General features: G+C 63.0%; 15 protein-coding genes and 2 tRNA genes. 8 read left to right on the forward strand and 9 right to left on the reverse strand.

What is annotated here, in order from left to right; all coding sequences use genetic code 11:
• The first annotated feature begins 119 nt into the window (after positions 1-119).
• From KAQ61_RS05070 to KAQ61_RS05085, 4 genes are all read left to right on the forward strand, one after another.
• Complete coding sequence (locus tag KAQ61_RS05070) at positions 120-1,310, forward strand: HPP family protein (protein ID WP_210930689.1); 1,191 nt, start codon at positions 120-122, stop codon at positions 1,308-1,310.
• A 236-nt stretch (positions 1,311-1,546) separates the two neighbouring features.
• On the forward strand, positions 1,547-1,798 hold the full coding sequence (infA, locus tag KAQ61_RS05075) for a translation initiation factor IF-1 (protein WP_042417215.1): 252 nt from the start codon (positions 1,547-1,549) through the stop codon (positions 1,796-1,798).
• 62 nt (positions 1,799-1,860) lie between these two features.
• Positions 1,861-1,937 (forward strand) — tRNA-Pro (locus KAQ61_RS05080).
• A gap of 712 nt (positions 1,938-2,649) precedes the next feature.
• Positions 2,650-3,249 carry a LysE family translocator gene (locus KAQ61_RS05085; protein ID WP_210930690.1) on the forward strand — a complete coding sequence of 200 codons (600 nt, stop codon included), beginning with the start codon at positions 2,650-2,652 and terminating at the stop codon, positions 3,247-3,249.
• 546 nt (positions 3,250-3,795) lie between these two features.
• Here the strand turns inward: KAQ61_RS05085 and KAQ61_RS05090 are convergent.
• Together KAQ61_RS05090 and KAQ61_RS05095 are read right to left on the reverse strand one after the other, a co-directional pair.
• Positions 3,796-3,945 (reverse strand): hypothetical protein, encoded by a 150-nt coding sequence (locus KAQ61_RS05090; RefSeq protein WP_183301792.1) that lies wholly within the window; start codon positions 3,943-3,945, stop codon positions 3,796-3,798.
• A gap of 239 nt (positions 3,946-4,184) precedes the next feature.
• On the reverse strand, positions 4,185-4,328 hold the full coding sequence (locus KAQ61_RS05095; protein WP_210930691.1) for a hypothetical protein: 144 nt from the start codon (positions 4,326-4,328) through the stop codon (positions 4,185-4,187).
• 1,073 nt (positions 4,329-5,401) lie between these two features.
• Between KAQ61_RS05095 and KAQ61_RS05100 the strand changes: the two genes are divergently transcribed.
• Entirely contained in the window at positions 5,402-6,679 is a 1,278-nt protein-coding gene (locus tag KAQ61_RS05100; RefSeq protein WP_210930692.1) for a sensor histidine kinase, read from the forward strand.
• 103 nt (positions 6,680-6,782) lie between these two features.
• Complete coding sequence (locus KAQ61_RS05105; protein WP_210930693.1) at positions 6,783-9,248, forward strand: two-component system response regulator; 2,466 nt, start codon at positions 6,783-6,785, stop codon at positions 9,246-9,248.
• 1,044 nt (positions 9,249-10,292) lie between these two features.
• Here KAQ61_RS05105 and KAQ61_RS05110 read toward each other — a convergent pair.
• Positions 10,293-10,601, reverse strand: coding sequence for an HMG-box domain-containing protein (locus tag KAQ61_RS05110; RefSeq protein WP_210930694.1), 309 nt, complete (start codon positions 10,599-10,601; stop codon positions 10,293-10,295).
• Between the two features lie 607 nt (positions 10,602-11,208).
• On the opposite strand from KAQ61_RS05110, the gene KAQ61_RS05115 reads away from it, so the two are divergent.
• Complete coding sequence (locus tag KAQ61_RS05115; RefSeq protein ID WP_210930695.1) at positions 11,209-12,339, forward strand: GGDEF domain-containing protein; 1,131 nt, start codon at positions 11,209-11,211, stop codon at positions 12,337-12,339.
• 53 nt (positions 12,340-12,392) lie between these two features.
• Here the strand turns inward: KAQ61_RS05115 and KAQ61_RS05120 are convergent, their stop codons facing one another.
• Together KAQ61_RS05120 and KAQ61_RS05125 are read right to left on the reverse strand one after the other, a co-directional pair.
• On the reverse strand, positions 12,393-13,097 hold the full coding sequence (locus KAQ61_RS05120) for a hypothetical protein (RefSeq protein ID WP_210930696.1): 705 nt from the start codon (positions 13,095-13,097) through the stop codon (positions 12,393-12,395).
• 4 nt (positions 13,098-13,101) lie between these two features.
• The gene (locus KAQ61_RS05125) at positions 13,102-13,503 is read right to left on the reverse strand and encodes a GFA family protein (protein ID WP_210930697.1); all 402 of its coding nucleotides are present in this window, start codon (positions 13,501-13,503) and stop codon (positions 13,102-13,104) included.
• A 286-nt stretch (positions 13,504-13,789) separates the two neighbouring features.
• Here KAQ61_RS05125 and KAQ61_RS05130 point away from each other — a divergent pair.
• Positions 13,790-13,866, forward strand: a tRNA-Pro gene (locus KAQ61_RS05130).
• 119 nt (positions 13,867-13,985) lie between these two features.
• Here the strand turns inward: KAQ61_RS05130 and KAQ61_RS05135 are convergent.
• From KAQ61_RS05135 to KAQ61_RS05150, 4 genes are all read right to left on the reverse strand, one after another.
• Complete coding sequence (locus KAQ61_RS05135; protein WP_210930698.1) at positions 13,986-14,894, reverse strand: DMT family transporter; 909 nt, start codon at positions 14,892-14,894, stop codon at positions 13,986-13,988.
• Positions 14,895-14,994: 100 nt separating this feature from the next.
• On the reverse strand, positions 14,995-15,498 hold the full coding sequence (locus KAQ61_RS05140) for a flavodoxin family protein (RefSeq protein ID WP_210930699.1): 504 nt from the start codon (positions 15,496-15,498) through the stop codon (positions 14,995-14,997).
• A 153-nt stretch (positions 15,499-15,651) separates the two neighbouring features.
• On the reverse strand, positions 15,652-16,809 hold the full coding sequence (lapB, locus tag KAQ61_RS05145) for a lipopolysaccharide assembly protein LapB (protein ID WP_210930700.1): 1,158 nt from the start codon (positions 16,807-16,809) through the stop codon (positions 15,652-15,654).
• Entirely contained in the window at positions 16,799-17,104 is a 306-nt protein-coding gene (locus KAQ61_RS05150; RefSeq protein ID WP_210930701.1) for a LapA family protein, read from the reverse strand. Before KAQ61_RS05150 ends, lapB begins: the two co-directional genes overlap by 11 nt.
• Positions 17,105-17,122 lie beyond the last annotated feature (18 nt).

Here is a 17,122-nt window from a genome sequence, read left to right on the forward strand (position 1 = left end):
GGATTCTATCGGCCAGTGCTGCGGTAATGATGGGGAGTGACACCAAGTGCCGCAGGCTGCCGGCACAATGGCGAGGCGTTCTGTGTGGGCGGCTGTTGCCGACCGTGCCAAAGTGTGCCATGCCTGATTCCCTGAAAAACTCCCCTCCCACCACCCTGGAAGCCAGCCGCACCCCGCTGAGCCGCTGGAGCTTGTGGTTGCGCAACTTTCTGCCGGCCTCGGTGCGGATCGGTTATGCCGAAGCCTTGCGCATGTCGGTGGGTGTGGCGCTGGGTATCTTGATCACCGGCATCCTGTCGCGCTGGTGGGCCGACGTGCCGGCCACGATGTGGATGGTTTCCTCCCTGGGTGCGAGTGCCGTGCTGCTGTTCGGCATGCCCGCCAGCCCGCTGGCCCAGCCTTGGCCGGTGGTCGGGGGTACGGTGCTGTCAGCACTGGTGGGGGCGGCATGCCAGGCCTTGATTCCCGACACTGCGGTGGCCTGTGCCGTGGCTGTGGGGCTGTCGGTGATGCTGATGGTGCCCTTGCGCTGCATGCATCCGCCGGGCGCGGGGTTTGCGGCCTATGTGGTGCTGGAGCACATCAATGGCGTGACCCTGGTCCTCTTTCCCATCCTTTTCAATGTCGCGGTGCTGCTGGTGTGTGCGGTCATCTACAACGCCATCACGGGACGGCGCTATCCGCATCCCCAGCACAGTTTGCGACCTGGCTTTGCCAGCGAAGGGCAGGGCCTGTTTGCTGCGGAGGACCTAGATGCCGCGCTGCAGCACTACAACCAGGTCCTGGATATCAGCCGCGCGGATCTGGAAGGCTTGCTGCACATGGCTGGGCGGGCCGCCTTCAATCGCAGCTTCGGCAATTTGCGCTGTGCGGACATCATGTCCCACCCCGTGTTCGCGGTGGAGCCTGGCGTCTCGCACAAGGAAGCCTGGGCGCTGATGCGCCAGGAGCACGTCAAGGCCCTGCCCGTGGTGAATCTGGAGGGGATGGTGGTGGGCATGGTGAGCATGAGCGACTTCGTGCGCCAAGCCACCCTGGATGCACCGGAGAGCATCGGGCAGCGACTGCGGCACCTGGTGACCGGGCGCAGCTCCGGCAAATCCCGCGTGGAAGACTTGATGGATGCGGACACGCCCGTGGTGCAGGAGGATTGCCTGCTGGTGGACTTGGTGCCCATGTTCTCTGCAGGCGGCTGCCACCATTTGCCGGTGGTGAGCACGCAACGCAAACTGGTTGGCATCGTGACCCAGACCGATTTGATCCGTGCCTTGAGTGCCGCCATCAGCGTACCCACCGCGCAGCCGGCCTGACGCGCAGTGCGACCCAAAGTACAAGAACCAGCGTTTGCAATGGAAATAGGCCGCAGCAGCTACAATTGGGCGCTATTTTTTGCGGCGTACCTGCTGCTTTTGGTTCCGTTGGCCCTCTGTTCAGTTTGCGCGGTGCGCAAGCTTTCATTCAGCAGCGTTGATTGGGTGCCCCTGTCAACGCAGGTTTGAAACAAAGGCGCGGCAAACAGACTCCTATTGATACACAGTGATTGAACATGGCAAAAGAAGAATTGATTGAGATGCAAGGCTCTGTGACCGAAGTGTTGCCAGACTCGCGTTTTCGCGTGACGCTGGACAACGGTCACCAGTTGATTGCATATACCGGCGGCAAGATGCGCAAGCACCACATCCGCATTCTTGCGGGCGACAAGGTTTCGCTGGAAATGTCGCCCTACGATCTGACCAAGGGTCGCATCACCTTCCGCCACTTGCCCAACCGCGGGCCTGCGCCGACCACATCGCGTTGATTCGCCAAAGCCTGATTTTTTGTCAAAGTCATCAAAAATAGGGCTTATAATCTGAGACTTGTCGGAGCGTAGCGCAGTCTGGTAGCGCATCTGCTTTGGGAGCAGAGGGTCGCGAGTTCGAATCCCGCCGCTCCGACCATTGGATCTAGGGGTTAGCCCATGCGGGCTAACCCCTTTTGTCTGTCTGCGCCCAGCCGCTGTGCTGGGCAAGGCCATTGCACTGAATCGCAGGTTCCCCACGCCCATCGCGCTGTCTGCGGTGGCAATGCGTGCAGTGCAAAGCCATCCCCCTTCAGAAATCCTCGGCATGCGTCTGTGCATGTGTTGTTTGCGGTTCTTGGTTGGTGGCCTGCCGCGCGTGCTAGGCCGGGTGCACATCGGCCCTAGTGACTATCAGCCGCACGCTTGATGGCGTGCAAATTGGGGTGTGCAACAGGGGTTGCGCGCTTTGTCTCGGTCTGTTGCAAGCAGATCGCCGCAAGCACGATGGGCCGCCGGCATCGGGGGTCAAGTCGCCGGATGCTCTGCGGCCATGCCACACCCTGCGGAGCCTTCCACGCAAAACGCCATGCCCTGGGGTGGCACTGCTTTCGGCTTGACGCTGCGGCTGTACTGGCGCGCAGGAATGGCTTCTGAAGCGAAGAAACAATCTGGTGCAAATCATTCAGATTGCTTGATCCCGTGCTGGCGGACGCCGCAGGGGCATGCCGGAGCTTGGTTAAGGGATGTCGTTGGTTGTGTCAATGAATAACATTTTGGCGACAAATAGATGCTGGAAGTGATTTGTTATCCTGCGCCTCACTTCACAACTTGTGTGCTTGCGTAGCGCAAGCACAGCATCAAAAATACGGATGCCCGTCAACGACTGGTCTTTCCTCTTCGTCATCTCGACCATCTTGCTCACCCCTGGCCCAACCAACACGCTGCTTGCCTCCGCAGGCATCAGTGCAGGCCTGCGTCGCTCCGTTTCCCTGCTGCCTTTTGAGTGCCTGGGCTACCTGTGTGCCACCAGTCTCTGGGGGCTGGTGCTCAACACCGTGGTCGACGATTACCCGGTCGTCATCAATGGCATCAAAATCATCAGCGGCCTGTACATCGCCCGACTGGGCTGGAACCTCTGGCACCAGATGGCCTTGAGTCCGGAGGATGCACAGTTGCCGTCGGTACGGCCACCCCAGCTGTTTTTGGCCACCTTGCTCAACCCCAAGGCCGTCATCTTTGCGATGGCGTTGTTTCCGGTCCAAACCTGGCTGAGCGTGTCCAACTACGCAGGTGTCATAGGCAGTTTCATCATTCTGGTGGCCAGCATTGGCGGGCTGTGGATAGCATTCGGTGCAGCCTTGATGGGGGGCAAAGTCCGTTGGTTGGAGCCACGCCTGTTTCAGCGCCTGGCAGCGCTGACGCTCTATGGTTTCTCGCTGTGGCTGCTGTTCAACGGGCTGTTTCGTTAAGTCTGCCTGCGATCCTCCCGCCTGCCCGGTAGATCTGCTGGGCTTTGGGTTGGCGAGGCCAATGATTGCGGCATCAACAGCGCAACTCCATGTTGGGTTGGGGTAATTTCGTGAGCATCTGACGTTGATTCAAAAAGGCTTTGATGGTGTTTTCTAATGAAAACCATCTATTTGCAGGCGCAGCGTGCTATGTTCTTCATAGTTCACTGCAGCAATCCATCCTTGAGTCATTCTTGCGAATCCATCAGTCACAGGGCTTTCTCACGCGGTGGGTGGGGCCTGGGGCACTCTTCCAGGGAGTGTCGGGGAGGTCGGGTAGAGCATCGCGGTGTCTGTTCGGCCAGCCTGGGCGCCAGTTCGCCGTGCGTTCTGACCTAGAGGGTGACAGACCAGACCGTTACAAACGTTCGCTGGATACCCAGACCGGTATCCAGCAATTGGGGCTGCGCTGGCATGGGTGAAAAAGCCCGCGCAAGGCGGGCTTGGTCAGGTTGTGCAGTCAGCCACCAATGCCGCAGCAACATCGGCGCTGGGCTGCTGAATCGCCTATCGGGCGTCTGGGCAGTACCGGGCAGCACGCACGCTGATGGCGGCGGCTTTGGGGAAACGCTTCATGGCATCTTCCAGCGCAGCGAACGTACTGGGGAACAGGGCGGTGTAGTACGCCCCTGCCACTTTGATGATGCATCGCTTCATGGGTGTCTCCTTGATTTCGGCGGGTACCTACCATTTGTCGACCATTTTGTTTCAAACTGAAACAAATATTTGTAACAACAGCATGGCCATGTGCCCATTGAGCCCACAGCATCCGGGGCGGTGTACGGCTGCGCACGATGTGGGTCAGAGGCAATCCAAGTGGACCGCCCCAGCCCTAAGGGCATTTTCCAGGCAACAAAAAACCGCCTCAGTGGGCGGTTGGTGGTGGGCGGCAAGGATCAAAGTGCGTCAACGCTGTATTCGCCCAACGGGGCTTCCTGGGTCAGCAGGCTGATCACCTCTTCAGGCGCGCGCGGCTCGGGGGGCGGCGCGGCTTCATACTGCGCGGACTGGAGCTCGATAACGGAGTGGAAGAAAGTCATGGCTTTTCCTTTCAAGTCGTTAGGGGGGCTGCGTCTCTATCCAACGTTTTCTGTCCGCAAATGGTTGACTACGTGTGTGAAATCTGTGTGACAACGACAAAGTGTTACTGGTGTCGCGCGCGTGTCCAAAAAGGGTAGTTCGTGCTGGGCCTGTGTGTGTCGCGGTGCCACTGGGTGCGCAGGTGGTTTGTTCAGCTGTTGGGTGCGTGCAGGGGGGACCGCATCACAACAGATGCACATGGGATGCCGACACGTTGTGCTGATTCGTGCGTGGCTGAAAGGTTGAGCAGTGTGGTCAACGCCGTTGGCATGCCGCTGCACACATGGAGGATTGCCTTGTGTAGGTGTTAAATGGGGCACATGCCAGTCGGTGGTGCCAACGTCGCCATTGTCATCCTGGCCATGCGTTTCGCCATGGCTTGCTGCAGCTCGCAGCGCACGCAGTCCCCTTCCAGGCGTTCGGCACTTCGGCGTGCTGGTTTGAGGTGTTGGGCAGCTGAAGCAGGGCTTTATGGTTGACGGCAGTGCTCTCTGTTGCAGCACGTGTTTGCGCTTTCGTGGCACACGTCGATGGTGCCATTGGCTGCAACCCTCCCATCGTCTCGAGGGTGGATCAACGTCATGGCTTAAGCCCTGAAGCGTTGGTGGGGAGAGAGATCATCCGACTGACCGCTTGAACGCGGATGAGTCCGGCTGGCTGCAGCGCTTGCTGCATGTGGCGTGCATCCGCATCCAAAGGGTGGGGCCAGCAAGCTGCACTATCCATGGGCCTGCCGTTCCGCCGGGCACGAGACGGTCAGTCTTGCAACCTGCAGACATGCCGTTTTCGCTCCCACCAAACCTGGGCCCGTGACACAAGAAAACGAAGCGTCTGCAGGTGGGCTTAAAGCAGGATTGGTGCCGCGCGAGAATCCCGTGAAAACCCTGGATTCACGGCTCTGACCGTTGGTCGCACGCGCTGTAGGTGCGCTTGATTTTTGACACATACTGAGTACATCAGCATTGAAAACTCAGGTGAATATGTGCTACCACTTGATGCGTCGAACCCGCTTTGGCTTGCGTCCATGTGTGCCATGTTCAGCGCTGAGTCGCCCGTGGGCAAGGCCGTCCTCGACAGGGATTTGCGCTACGTCTTCATCAACCAGACCCTGGCCGATTTCAACGGGCGCTCGGCACAGTCGCACATAGGTAGCACTGTCCAGGAGGTACTCCCCGACGCCTTCCCCACCCTGGAGCCGTTGTTGCGCACGGTGCTCGATCAAGTGGTGGTGCATGGCAATCTGCATGTGAGCGTGGAGACTCCCAACTCCCCCGGCGGATTGAGTGAGTGGGAGGCCAGCTATTCGCCCATTTTTTTGCCCGACGGCAGTGTGGGCGGGGTGTATGTGCAAGCGGTCAATCTGACCGCCAAGCTGCGTGCCGAGCGTGCGCTGTCCAACAGCGAAAAGCACCTGCGCCGTGTGCTTGACAGCCTGTTTGCCTTCGTGGGGGTGATGCAGCCGGACGGCACCCTGGTTGAAGCCAACCGTGCGCCGCTGGATGCCGCGGGCATTCAGGCGCAGGACGTACTGGGACGGCCATTCTGGGACACTTTTTGGTGGAACTATTCGACGGACATACAGGATTGGCTGCGCAACGCGATCAACCGGGTCGCGCAGGGCCAGGTGGTCCGCGAAGATGTGACGGTGCGCATGGTCGGTGATACGCGCATGACCCTGGACTTCATGATGGTGCCGATGCGCAACGACCAAGAAGTCATCACTCACCTGATCGCTTCCGCGATCGACATCTCGGATCGCCTGGCCGATCAGCATCGCATCGAGGCCGCACTGCGCGAGCGCACGGTGCTGCTGCAGGAAGTGCACCACCGGGTGAAGAACAACCTGCAGATCATCGCGAGCCTGCTGCGCCTGCAGTCGCGCACCGCAGTGCCCGAAGTGCAGCAAGCCTTGCAGGACAGCCAGAACCGTGTCGTGGCGATGTCTTTGACGCACCAGCTCCTGTACGAGCGCAACGATTACTCGTCCCTGGAGCTCGGCCCGTACCTGAAACGGTTGTTGGGCAGCCTGCGCGATGCGCACGGAGATCTGCTGCGGCGTGTGCAAATGCGTGCGGACGTCCCCGATTCGGGCATCAGCATTGACTTGCAACAGGCCGTGCCCGTGGCCCTGGTGGTCAATGAGTTGCTGACCAATGCGCTCAAGCACGGCTTTCCGGCTGGCCGCGCCGGCGAGGTGGTGGTGAGTGCGCGTGAGGCGGCGGGCCAGATCACGATTACCGTCTCGGACACGGGCGTTGGGCTGCCGGATGGCGCCAGCCAGGGCACGATTTCCAGCCTGGCTTCAGCCTGATTGGCCTGCTGACCGAGCAGTTGCAAGCCACCATCCAGTGGCCCCCATCCGGCGCTCCGGGCGCCACTTTCACGCTTCAACTGCCATTGCGTGCCCCCCTACGATGAACAGCATCCCGAACGCATCCTATCTGAGCCCTACCGCCCGGCTCTTGATCGTGGAGGATGAGCGGATCGTTGCACTGGACCTCAAGCTGACGCTTGAAGCCTTGGGCTTTGAAGTGGTGTCCACCGTGGCCACCGAGGCCGATGCGGTCCGCATGGCGATGTCATACCGCCCGGATCTGGTGCTGATGGACATCAACCTCGAAGCTGGGGGCGATGGCATCAATGCGGCCGTCGAGCTGACACGTTTTGCCGATGTGCCGGTGATCTTCCTGACCGCGTATGCCGACAATGAAATCTTGCGCCGCGCCAGCGCCGTCGCGCCTTACGGGTACTTGGTCAAACCGGTGCAGCAGCGAGAGTTGAATGCCACGGTGCAGATGGCGCTGGCGCGGGTGCGCGCATCGCGCGAGCGGCTGCAGGCCGAGCGGCGGCTGCGCCTGGCGCTCGACAACGCGCGCATGGGGGTGGTCACGCTGACAGAGGGGGCGGACCTGGTGGAAATCGATGGGCACTTCCCGCCGATTGCCGACAAGGCGCTGCGCGGGCTGCGGATGGGGGTGGAGCAGTTCCTGCAACACCTCACTGCTGATTCCCAGAACAAAGTGCACAAGCTGCTGGAAGACGGTGAAGACCTGCACTTGCTGACGCGCTGGCGGCGCAATGATGGAGAGGAGCAGTTGGGCTGGATGGAAGTGCATGCGGGCTATGTGGTCAGCGAGCAGGCAGTGGTGGGGGTCTGCCGGGATGTGACGCGCGAGGTGGAGCGTGAAGAAGCCTTGCGCCAGGCGGCGGTGGTGTTCGAGTCGGCGGCCGATGCCATTCTGATTCTCGACCCTGAGGGGCGGGTGACCACGGCCAATCCGGCATTCACACGGCTCACAGGCTGGCCCAACGCGGACATACGCGGGCGGCACCCGAATGAATTCTTGCATGCCCGCCGTGGCAGCGACCGGGAGCTGCTGAACGGAACGCCGATTGACTTTCTCGGTCACGCCGAAGTCGTTTGCCTGCGCCACGATGGCACCAGCTTCCCTGCCTGGGAGCACGTGGCCCCTGTGCGCGATGACTCCGGCAACGTGACGCACCGGGTGCTGACCTTCACGGATATTTCTGCCTTGCGCATGGCTGAGAGTCGGGTGCGCCACCTGGCGTACCACGATCCCCTGACAGGTCTGGGCAACCGCAACCAGTTGCGAGAGGTCCTGGCCAATCTGCCGGCTGCCGAGCCCGACGACGAGGCCGAATGGGTCTTGATGTTCATCGACCTGGATGGTTTCAAGGTGATCAACGACAGCCTGGGCCATGAAATTGGGGATTCGCTGCTGGTGGTGGTGGCCGATCGCATCCGGGGGGGGCTGCGGCAGGGGGACCAGGCGATCCGGTTGGGCGGGGATGAGTTCGTGCTCTTGGTGCATTGCGCCCACGACAGCGATATCGAAGGGTTGGCCCAGCGCCTGCTGCAGGTCATGCAGATTCCCCTGGATCTGGTGCCGGGCTCGTCGGTGCAGGTTTCTGCCAGCATCGGGGTGGCCGTCTTCATGCGCGACGGGGACACGGCCGACTCCTTGCTGCGCAGTGCTGATATCGCCATGTATGCCGCCAAGACCGCGGGGCGCAATCGCTTTGAGCGCTATCACCCCCGGATGGCCGAAGTGGCCAATGAACGGCTGGCGATTGAGCAGGGTTTGCTGCAGGCCATGCTCAACGGTGAACTCAGCCTGCATTGGCAGCCCCAGGTCTCGCTGGACGGACGGCGTGTGGTCGGGGCGGAAGCGCTGCTGCGCTGGACTTCGGTGCAGCTGGGGCAGGTGGGGCCAGACCGCTTCATCCCCGTGGCCGAAGAGAGTGGAATCATCCGCCCCCTGGGAACCTGGGTGTTGCGCCAATCGCTGGCCACTTGGGCCGAATGGTGCCGTGCGGGGCTGGTGCAAGGGCGGCTGGCCATCAACGTGTCGGCCTTGCAGTTGCAGGACGACACATTCATCGATGTGCTGGCGCGTGAACTCAAGGAGGCAGGCCTCCAACCGCAGGATCTGGAGATCGAAGTCACCGAGACCGCCCTGCAGCGTGTGCCACAGGTGGAGCAGCGCCTGACCCGCATTGCCGACCTGGGCATTCAGATTGCCCTCGACGACTTCGGGACGGGCTATTCCTCGCTGTCCATGCTCAAGCTGCTGCCCTTGAACCGGCTCAAGGTGGACCGCGCCTTTGTGCACGATGTGGTGACTACACCGTCGGACCAGGCGATTGTTCGCGCGATTGCGGCGATGGCGGATGCCCTGGGTCTGGAGCTGATTGCCGAAGGGGTGGAAGAGGAGGATCAGTGCCAGTGGTTGGCCAATTTGGGCTTCAAAGAAGCGCAGGGCTGGCTTTTTGCCAAGGCCATGAGTGGCGTGGATTTCATGCGCTGGCTTGCGGATCGCGACGGTACGCCAGGCCATGCTGACCAAGGTGGTGCCTGAATCCATGCCAGCGGTTGTCATTGTGCTGTTGCTGCTGGGGTGTTCGCTGCCGGCATTGCTTCCCGGTCGGCGTCAATTTGGCGCTGCGCTGGCCGTGGTCGCTGTGCTGCTGGTCGTCTTGGCGGTCCTGGCGTTGCAGTACCTGGAGGCCAACCCTGGTGGTGGCGACGGACCAGCCTTTTTCGCACTCGTCTTTCTGTTCGGTTTGGCCCAGGTGGTTATTCTGGCTTCGGTACTGGGCCGGTGGTTGGTGCGCTGGTTGGCCCAGAAACTGAGTGGGCGCGCGCGGCAGAAGGTCGTCCGCGGGCTGGTGGTGGGGGGATGGTGCCGCTGGTGGTGCTGTTGCTGCTTCGCTGGGGGATGGGGCTTCCGGCATGGCGGTGGTTTTGGCCGTGCTCGTGGGTTTTCCGCCTTTATGGCTGGGCGCGGCATTGACGCTGTGGCCCGGTCAGGCATCCATGCCGGGGCGCTCGCCCTTGTAGCCGCAGGCCGCCCATGCCTTGCGTCAAGGTCGTTCCCATCTTTTGCTGCGTCACTTTGTAAGTTTTTCTTACAATTTGCGCAGGAGGAATTGGTATGCGCTGGTTATCGCGCTTGGCCTGCTGTGCGTTGCTGGCGTGGCATGGCGCTGCATCTGCCCAGGTGTGGCGATGTCCAGGACCTGAGGGTCCGATCTTCACCGACAAACCCTGCGTCTACGATGGCGCGGTTCTGCACAAAAACTCGGCCTGGGAGGAGCGGCTGCGTCCGACGCAGCCCCAGCCGCCGCGCCGCGTGGCGCCCGCTTCGCGGGCTGTGCCGGTGAGGGCTTCGCCGACGCAGCCAAGTGATGGCAACGACCTGCTCGCCAGCGAGGGGCATCCTGCCGAGCCGCCAGCCGATGTCCGTCCGAGGACACCCCCTCTGGAGAGGGCGGCTGCACTGCACAGCACTCCACCACCCGCCACCACGCAGCTGGAAGAGGACCGGCCCATGCCGCCGATGCCGTCCATGATTTCCATTTGTGCCGGAGGCTTTTGCCTGGGCCACTGAGTGTGGGGGCGTTCAGCGGGTGTGGGCTGTGCCGACCGAGGTCGCCCAGGGGTCGTATTTGCTCTCCAGCCGGTAGTCGGGGTAGGCGCGCCGGTGTTGTTCCGACAGCCTGTGCAAGGCCAGGAACACGTTGTCGGCAAAGCCCTGCCGCACGGTCGGGCGGTCATCGCGCGTGAGCGATTGCATGTAGGGCAGGAACCCCGGCTGTCCCCATAAAGCCAGCAACTGCTTCCCGATGTGCGGATGGGCGTGGTTGATGGTCTTGAAATCTGCGTTGTCGTCGAGCATGACGTTGCTCCAGGTGGCTCCGGTGAAGTGCACGGTGGATACCGCAGCGGGTCTTCAGCCTCGGCCCATCTTCCAAACATCCCCCCGTTGTGCCTGTCGGTGCAGGGCGCGTTCCACCCCACGCCGAGTGCCAGTTCACGCGTGGGAAGTGTTGCGCCGGCACGGTCCTTGCTGTCGCAGTACGGCATGCTGCGCCCCTGCATGTCCGACGGGCATCAAGACGATGCCTCATGTGTGCTTGGTGAGCACTGCGTTGCGCACGCCGTTCAAAGCTGGCGGGAATCAATGGGAGCCCAATTTTGCGTGCCGGGGCACCAAGGCCCTGTGGATGGTCCAAAGCGGTGCAATGGAATTTCAAAGCTATTCCAGGAGGGGGGCAAAAGTTGGAGAGAAATAGGGCTCTAGCGCTTATCTAGTAAGTGCTGACAGCTATCAAAAAAGTGGTTTGGTGACGGGCCGAAGCAAAGCTGCTGGTGTTTGCGTATCCGGCGGACGGCGACGGGCCGTGTGATCGAAGCTCCACGCACATCTGGCCATGCGATTGGCGGTGCAGGCTGGAAAGCGTCGATGCGCTAGCATCGTGGGCTGATTTTTGTATACAGCTCTCACCGGTGGTGGTGTGAGCACCTTCGGGAGAGCTATGAAAGACGCCCAGCAGGCCCGTGTGCGATGGCACCAGCTCAGCCTCTACATCGATAACCATTTGCATGACCGCTATCTGGCGCCACCGTTGACGCTGGTGGTGGCAGCGTTGTTGACGCTGTGGGTGCCGGTCTGGCAGGCGGTGCTGTGGGCTGGGTTGGAGCTGGTGGCGATTGCGGTCTACACCTGTGTCTACCTGCAGTTTCGCCGCGCCGCGAAGCCACTGGATGAGGCCGTGTGGGTGCGCCGCATCGCCTGGGCGCACGGTGTCCATATGGCCATGTGGTCGTCCATCGTGGTGTGGGCCTATGTGCCCGGCAACCTGACCAGCCTGATGTTTGTGATGCTGGTGCATGTTGGACTGATCTCTTTGACGGTGGTGATGAGCAACCCGCACCGCCGGCTGCTGATGTCGGATCTGGTAGCGCCGACCGTGGCACTGGTGGCGCCGCCTGTGCTGGATGGCACGCTGTTCAGCGCCGGCCTGGCGCTGCTGGGCATCTTCTACATCGCCTTGATGCTCATGGTCGGTTTGAAAATTCATGCCAGTTCGACGGAAACCCTGGTGCTGCGCGAGCGCAACAGCGAACTGATCCGCGAACTGGAGCAGCAGCTCAAGACCGACGGGCTGACCGGCTTGAAGAACCGTGACCACTTCATCACCACGGCACGCAATGAGCTGGAGCGCCATGCGCGCTACCAGCAGCCGGTCGCGCTGCTGATGGTGGACATTGACCATTTCAAGCAGATCAATGACACCTACGGCCATCTGGCCGGTGATGAGGTGCTCAAGGCCGTGTCCAGCGTGTTTGTGGACATGGTGCGCACCAGCGATTGTCTGGCGCGCCTGGGCGGCGAGGAGTTCGCCGTGCTGATGCCGCAGACGGCGCTGGACGCCGCGATGGCGGCGGCGGAGCGCTTGCGCATGGCTGTGGCCAAGGTGCGCTGCCCGCTGGACGATGACGTGGTGGCGCTGACCGTCAGCGTCGGCATCGCGATTGCGCCCGATGGCAATGAAACCCTGTCCTCCCTGATGCGGCGCAGCGATTTGGCCATGTATGACGCCAAGGGCCGGGGGCGCAACTGTGTGGTGGTGGCGCCGGACCGCAACGCCAAGCAGGTGGCTTGAACGGCACAGCGCGCTGCAAGGCCGCGATGGCCTGGCCAGGAGCTGCGGGTTGTCTATCGGGCTTTCTGGCGTCGCACGTAGGTGAACTCTTGCGTGGCGTGGGGCAGCGTCAAGGTCAGCGCGTGCCCCGTCAGTTGAAGCGCCGCATGGTCAAAGCGCACTGCGCCGTAATTGCCAAGGCGGGCCCGCACCGTGAAGTGGTTGTGGGTGGGGTGCGCCGGGACCAGGACCGTCTCTGGGTAATACCTGAAGACCCCATGCAGGCTCAGGTGGATGCTGTCGATCGGGGGCGCAACGTCCCCGGCCTCCAGGGAATCCTGGGTGAGGTGGTCGGCCGTGAACGCCTGCCCGTCCGACTCGAAGTGAACGCTGGTGATGTAGGACGCCATGGGTGTGCCTTCCTCCAGGAATACGACGCGTGCACCGGGGTGGCTGGCCTGGCTGGAGCGGACGAGTTCGAACTGCGGATCCGTGGAGGAGGCTGTGGAGTTCAGCACAATCTGCTGGCCCCGTTTTTCCCAGGTTCCCACATCGGTTTCATCCGCCGAGCCATAGATGAGGAGAAACTTGTAGGTGCCATCGGCGCGCAGCTGGATGGCCGAGACCATTTCTCTCACCCCCTGGAGCTGGTAGGTGCCGACCGGGCTGGCGAGGTCTTGGGCCCGAACGGCCTGACCGCTGAAGCCGCTGCACGCCGCCATCCACAGTGCGGTGCACTGCAGGAGTCGGCGGCGGGATGGTGTTGGGAAACCGGTCATGGCGTCACTCCCCGTGCGCACACGCTGCGCCAAAGTCGGACCAGGTGGGCTTGGAGGCCATATGCACGTGCTTTTGCTGCTGGGGCATGAAGGCCGAGTCCAGCGTGCTCAGGGCGATGCAGATCCAGTCACTCCAGTTGCCGTGGGTGCGGGACCAGAACAGCGAGGACCCGCAATGCCCACAGAACTGGCGCCACACCGTGGCCGACGACGCGTAGACGCGCAGGTCGGTGTCGCCGGCGGTGATCTGCAAGTCGTGGCGCGGAACGGCGCCGTAGGTCGCAAAGGCTGCGCCATGGCTTTTCTGGCACTGGCTGCAATGGCAGTAGGTGACCGCTTGGGGCGCTGAATGCAAGCTGTAGCAGACCTTTGCGCACAAGCAGCTCCCGAGGTAAGTTTCAGACACAGGTTCAGACCTTCAGAGGCAAAACTGCCATCCTAACCACTGTGGCTGGGCAGGTGCGCGCGCAATCGATGGGTGCCGGCAGTACAGGCCTGCGGCACCTTGGTTGGGTGATCCCGGCAGGCGCGGGCATGTCCGGGCGATGGGGGCGCCGCTCTTTAAGCATGGGCAGGAGCAGACCAGCACGCCGCCCAGCCGCAAGGCATCGTGGTGCGCCTATCGATGTGGGGTGCCAAAGTGCGGCGCATTTCTTTTGGCGCCTTGAAAATCAGTTATACTTTTAGCTTGTCGGAGCGTAGCGCAGTCTGGTAGCGCATCTGCTTTGGGAGCAGAGGGTCGCGAGTTCGAATCCCGCCGCTCCGACCAAAATTGAAGGGCTAGATCGCAAGATCTAGCCCTTTCGTTTTTGGTGCGTTGTCTGTGGGTGTGTCGACTGGAATGTGCGTGCACAGCGCCAGAACTGGCGCTGTGCAAGGCCTCAGCGGTCAGCGGCGTCCCCAGGTCATGACCGCGGTACCGGCAATCGCCATCGCGCCGCCCACCAGCATGGGCGTATCGATGGTTTCACCCAGCAGCAGCGCCGAGATCAGTACGCCGAACAGCGGCACCAGGGTGATGTAGCCCGAGGCCGCGCCCGCGCCCAGCGCCTTGACGCCGTCGAAGTACCAGGCATAGGCCAGCGCGGTGGCGCCAAAGGCCAGGAACAGCAGGGCGCCCCAGGCGGTGCCACCGCTGTGCCAGGCCAGGCCCAGGCTGCCGGGGCCTTCGACGATCAGGCTGGCCGCCAGCAGCATGGCGGCGCCGATGGTGCTGGTGACGGCGGTGGTGGACAGGGCGTCCACACCGGTCAGCATCCAGCGGCCGATGAGGGTGTACAGCACCCAGCACACCACGCAGCCCAGAATCAGCAGCTCACCCAGGCCGATGCTGCCTTGCAGAATGCCCAGCGGTTGCCCGTGCGAGATCACGACCACCGCGCCCACCACGGCCAGCAGCATGCCGATGGCAATCGTGGGGTTCAGGCGTTCCTTGAACAGCCAGGCGGCCATCAGCAAGGTCATGACTGGATTCAGGGTGATCACCAGGGCCGCCTTGCCAGCCGGCAGGTGCTGCAGGCCCGACAGGAAGAACGCCGCGTAGCCAAAGACGCCGGTGGCACCGGCTGCCAGCATGCCCAGCCAGCGCTGGGGGCTCCAGTGCCGCAGCTGGGCAAAGCCGCCGGCCCAGTACATCCAGGGAATCAGCACCAGCGCAGCCAGTGCGAAACGCAGGCAGGCGCCCGCCAGAGGGGGCATGGATTGGGCGATGATGCGCCCCGCAGGCCAGGAGGCGCCCCACAGCACGGCCATGCCGACCAGCCGCAGGTGGGGTCCAAAGAAGGTGTTCGATTGCATGGGGTGTGACTATGCACCAGCGCGGCGGGCGTGGCGCCCAGTGGCTGGCGCTGTGGGCCATCGTGCGGTCGATGGCCTGGGGAGGAGCGGTGGAGATGGGCTAGAAAATGCCCAGGTACAGGCCGCTGGCCAGGACCGCGCCCAGGGCCTGGCAGGGTTCCAGCACGGCCGCGCTGAGCTGCTTGGGGGCGGCAATCGCCTCGGGTGTCTGGGCGTGGGTGCAGACGATCAGTGGCTCGGCCACGGGTTTGAGGCGCCAGCCTGTGGCAATGCGGGCAATCTGGCGGGCGGCGTTGCTGCCGTCGCTGCCCGCACAGACCAGGGTGGCGTAGGGGCGACCATTGATGCGGTCCAGGACGGGGTAATAGCTGCGGTCGAAGAAGTCCTTCAGCAGGCCGCTGATGGCGGCCAGGTTCTCCGGGGTGGCGAAGACATAGCTGTCGGCCTGCAGCACATCCTGCGGACCGGCGTCGCGGGCGTGCAGCAGGCGCACATCGACTTCGGGCTGTGCCTGCTGCGCGCCCTCGCGCACGGCCTCGGCCATCTGGCGGGTGCCGCCGGTGTGCGTGTGGTAGACGATGAGCAGGGTGGGGGTGCGTTCCATGGCAGTAGCATACGCACAATCACTGCGTGTGAACGCTGAAAAAAAGAGAGCTGCCTGCGCTGGTTGCTTCACGGTTTCAGATGCTTTTGTATCTGAAATGGACGTGATGCCAGCGCGAACAGCTCTCTTTTTCTTGCCGGGTGATGGGGCGGCTTACAGCTCTTCGACGCGGCGTGCGGGGTAGCTGTCCCAGCTCTGGCAGCCCGGGCAGTGCCAGAAATGCTGGCGGGCCTCGAAGCCGCAGGCGGCGCAGCGGTAGCGGCTCAGGGGCTTGCTGGCGTGCTCCAGCGCCTTTTGCACGACGGGGTGGTGCTCTTCGTGCGTCAGGGGTTCACCGGCCAGCCATTTGGTGGCTGCGACCAGCGAGGGCTCCAGACCCAGGTGGTGCACGTACCAGTCGCGGCGGTCGCCCTGGCCTTCGGTGGGCGTGGTGTTCAGCGCCACCAGGGCATCCAGCAGATCCAGCGAGGGCGATTGGGCGTAGCGCGCGCGCAGCAGTTGCGCCGCTGCTGCCTGTTGGCCCGTGGCGGCCGCCACCTCCAGCATCAGCGGCACAGCCAGCGGCAGGCCCTGGGGTGTGGTCTGGGCCAGCTCCTCCAGCGTCTTCCAGGCGTCGTGCGACTGGCTCAGGCGGTGCTGGATGCGTGCCAGCTCGATGCGTGGGCGTGGGGTCTGCGGGGCCGTGCGCACGGCTTCGTGCAGCAGCTGGCTGGCGGTGTCAAGTTGGGCGTGGCTGGCCTGCTCGGTCGCCTGTTCGCACAGGTAGTGCGCCAGGCGGCCGCTGAAGTCGCCTTGGTTGGCGGCCTGCATGCGGCGCGCGATCTCGGCCGCCTGCGCCCAGTCGCGCGAGCGTTCGTAGATGGCCAGCAGGGCCAGGCGGGCTTCGGCCTCGTAGGCCGTGCCTTCCAGGCGGCGCAGCGCTTCTTCGGCGCGGTCCAGCAGGCCCGCCTTCAGAAAGTCCTGGGCCAGGCCGTGCTGGGCGCGTTCGCGGTCGTCCTTGCCCAGGTCGGCGCGCGACAGCAGGTGTTCGTGCACGCGCACGGCGCGGTGGTATTCACCGCGGCGACGGAACAGATTGCCCAGGGCGAAGTGCAGGTCCGCGGTCTCGGGGTCGTTCTGCACGGCTTCGATGAAGGCGTCGATGGCCTTGTCCTGCTGCTCGTTGAGCAGGAAGTTCAGGCCTTTGAAATAAGCCTTGGGCGCCTGGCGGTTGTCCTGGCGCACCTGGCGCAAATCCATGCGCGAGGCCAGCCAGCCGAGGGCGAAAGCCACGGGCAGGCCGAGCAGAATCCAGCTGAGGTCAAATTCCATGGATCGTCGGGGGGAGTGGTTCGGCGGGGGCGGGCGCTGCGGCCTGCGCTTCGGGTTCGGTCGCGGTCTGGCTCAGTTTGGCGGCCGTGCTGCGCTGTTTCCACCAACGCGGCACCATCACCAACACGCCGGCGATCAATCCGCCGACAAAGGCAGCCAGCACCACCAGCACCAGCGGGGCTTGCCACTGCGTGCCAAAGAAAAAGTGCACGGTGGCGGTTTGCTGGTTGTTGAGCGCGAAGGCGAACAGGGTGAAAAAAATGGCCGCCTTGAGCAGCCACAGCAGGTATTTCATGCGAGCCCTTCCTTGTTG

It is taken from the genome of Comamonas aquatica (genome assembly GCF_018064205.1).
GTDB lineage: Bacteria > Pseudomonadota > Gammaproteobacteria > Burkholderiales > Burkholderiaceae_C > Comamonas > Comamonas aquatica.

Excerpts from the sequence above, each read along its gene's own strand:
- KAQ61_RS05070 (WP_210930689.1), top strand. The coding sequence starts at position 120 with ATGCCTGATTCCCTGAAAAACTCCCCTCCCACCACCCTGGAAGCCAGC.
- infA (WP_042417215.1), top strand. The coding sequence starts at position 1,547 with ATGGCAAAAGAAGAATTGATTGAGATGCAAGGCTCTGTGACCGAAGTG.
- KAQ61_RS05085 (WP_210930690.1), top strand. The coding sequence starts at position 2,650 with ATGCCCGTCAACGACTGGTCTTTCCTCTTCGTCATCTCGACCATCTTG.
- KAQ61_RS05090 (WP_183301792.1), bottom strand. The coding sequence starts at position 3,945 with ATGAAGCGATGCATCATCAAAGTGGCAGGGGCGTACTACACCGCCCTG.
- KAQ61_RS05095 (WP_210930691.1), bottom strand. The coding sequence starts at position 4,328 with ATGACTTTCTTCCACTCCGTTATCGAGCTCCAGTCCGCGCAGTATGAA.
- KAQ61_RS05100 (WP_210930692.1), top strand. The coding sequence starts at position 5,402 with ATGTTCAGCGCTGAGTCGCCCGTGGGCAAGGCCGTCCTCGACAGGGAT.
- KAQ61_RS05105 (WP_210930693.1), top strand. The coding sequence starts at position 6,783 with ATGAACAGCATCCCGAACGCATCCTATCTGAGCCCTACCGCCCGGCTC.
- KAQ61_RS05115 (WP_210930695.1), top strand. The coding sequence starts at position 11,209 with ATGAAAGACGCCCAGCAGGCCCGTGTGCGATGGCACCAGCTCAGCCTC.
- KAQ61_RS05120 (WP_210930696.1), bottom strand. The coding sequence starts at position 13,097 with ATGACCGGTTTCCCAACACCATCCCGCCGCCGACTCCTGCAGTGCACC.
- KAQ61_RS05135 (WP_210930698.1), bottom strand. The coding sequence starts at position 14,894 with ATGCAATCGAACACCTTCTTTGGACCCCACCTGCGGCTGGTCGGCATG.
- KAQ61_RS05140 (WP_210930699.1), bottom strand. The coding sequence starts at position 15,498 with ATGGAACGCACCCCCACCCTGCTCATCGTCTACCACACGCACACCGGC.
- lapB (WP_210930700.1), bottom strand. The coding sequence starts at position 16,809 with ATGGAATTTGACCTCAGCTGGATTCTGCTCGGCCTGCCCGTGGCTTTC.
- KAQ61_RS05150 (WP_210930701.1), bottom strand. The coding sequence starts at position 17,104 with ATGAAATACCTGCTGTGGCTGCTCAAGGCGGCCATTTTTTTCACCCTG.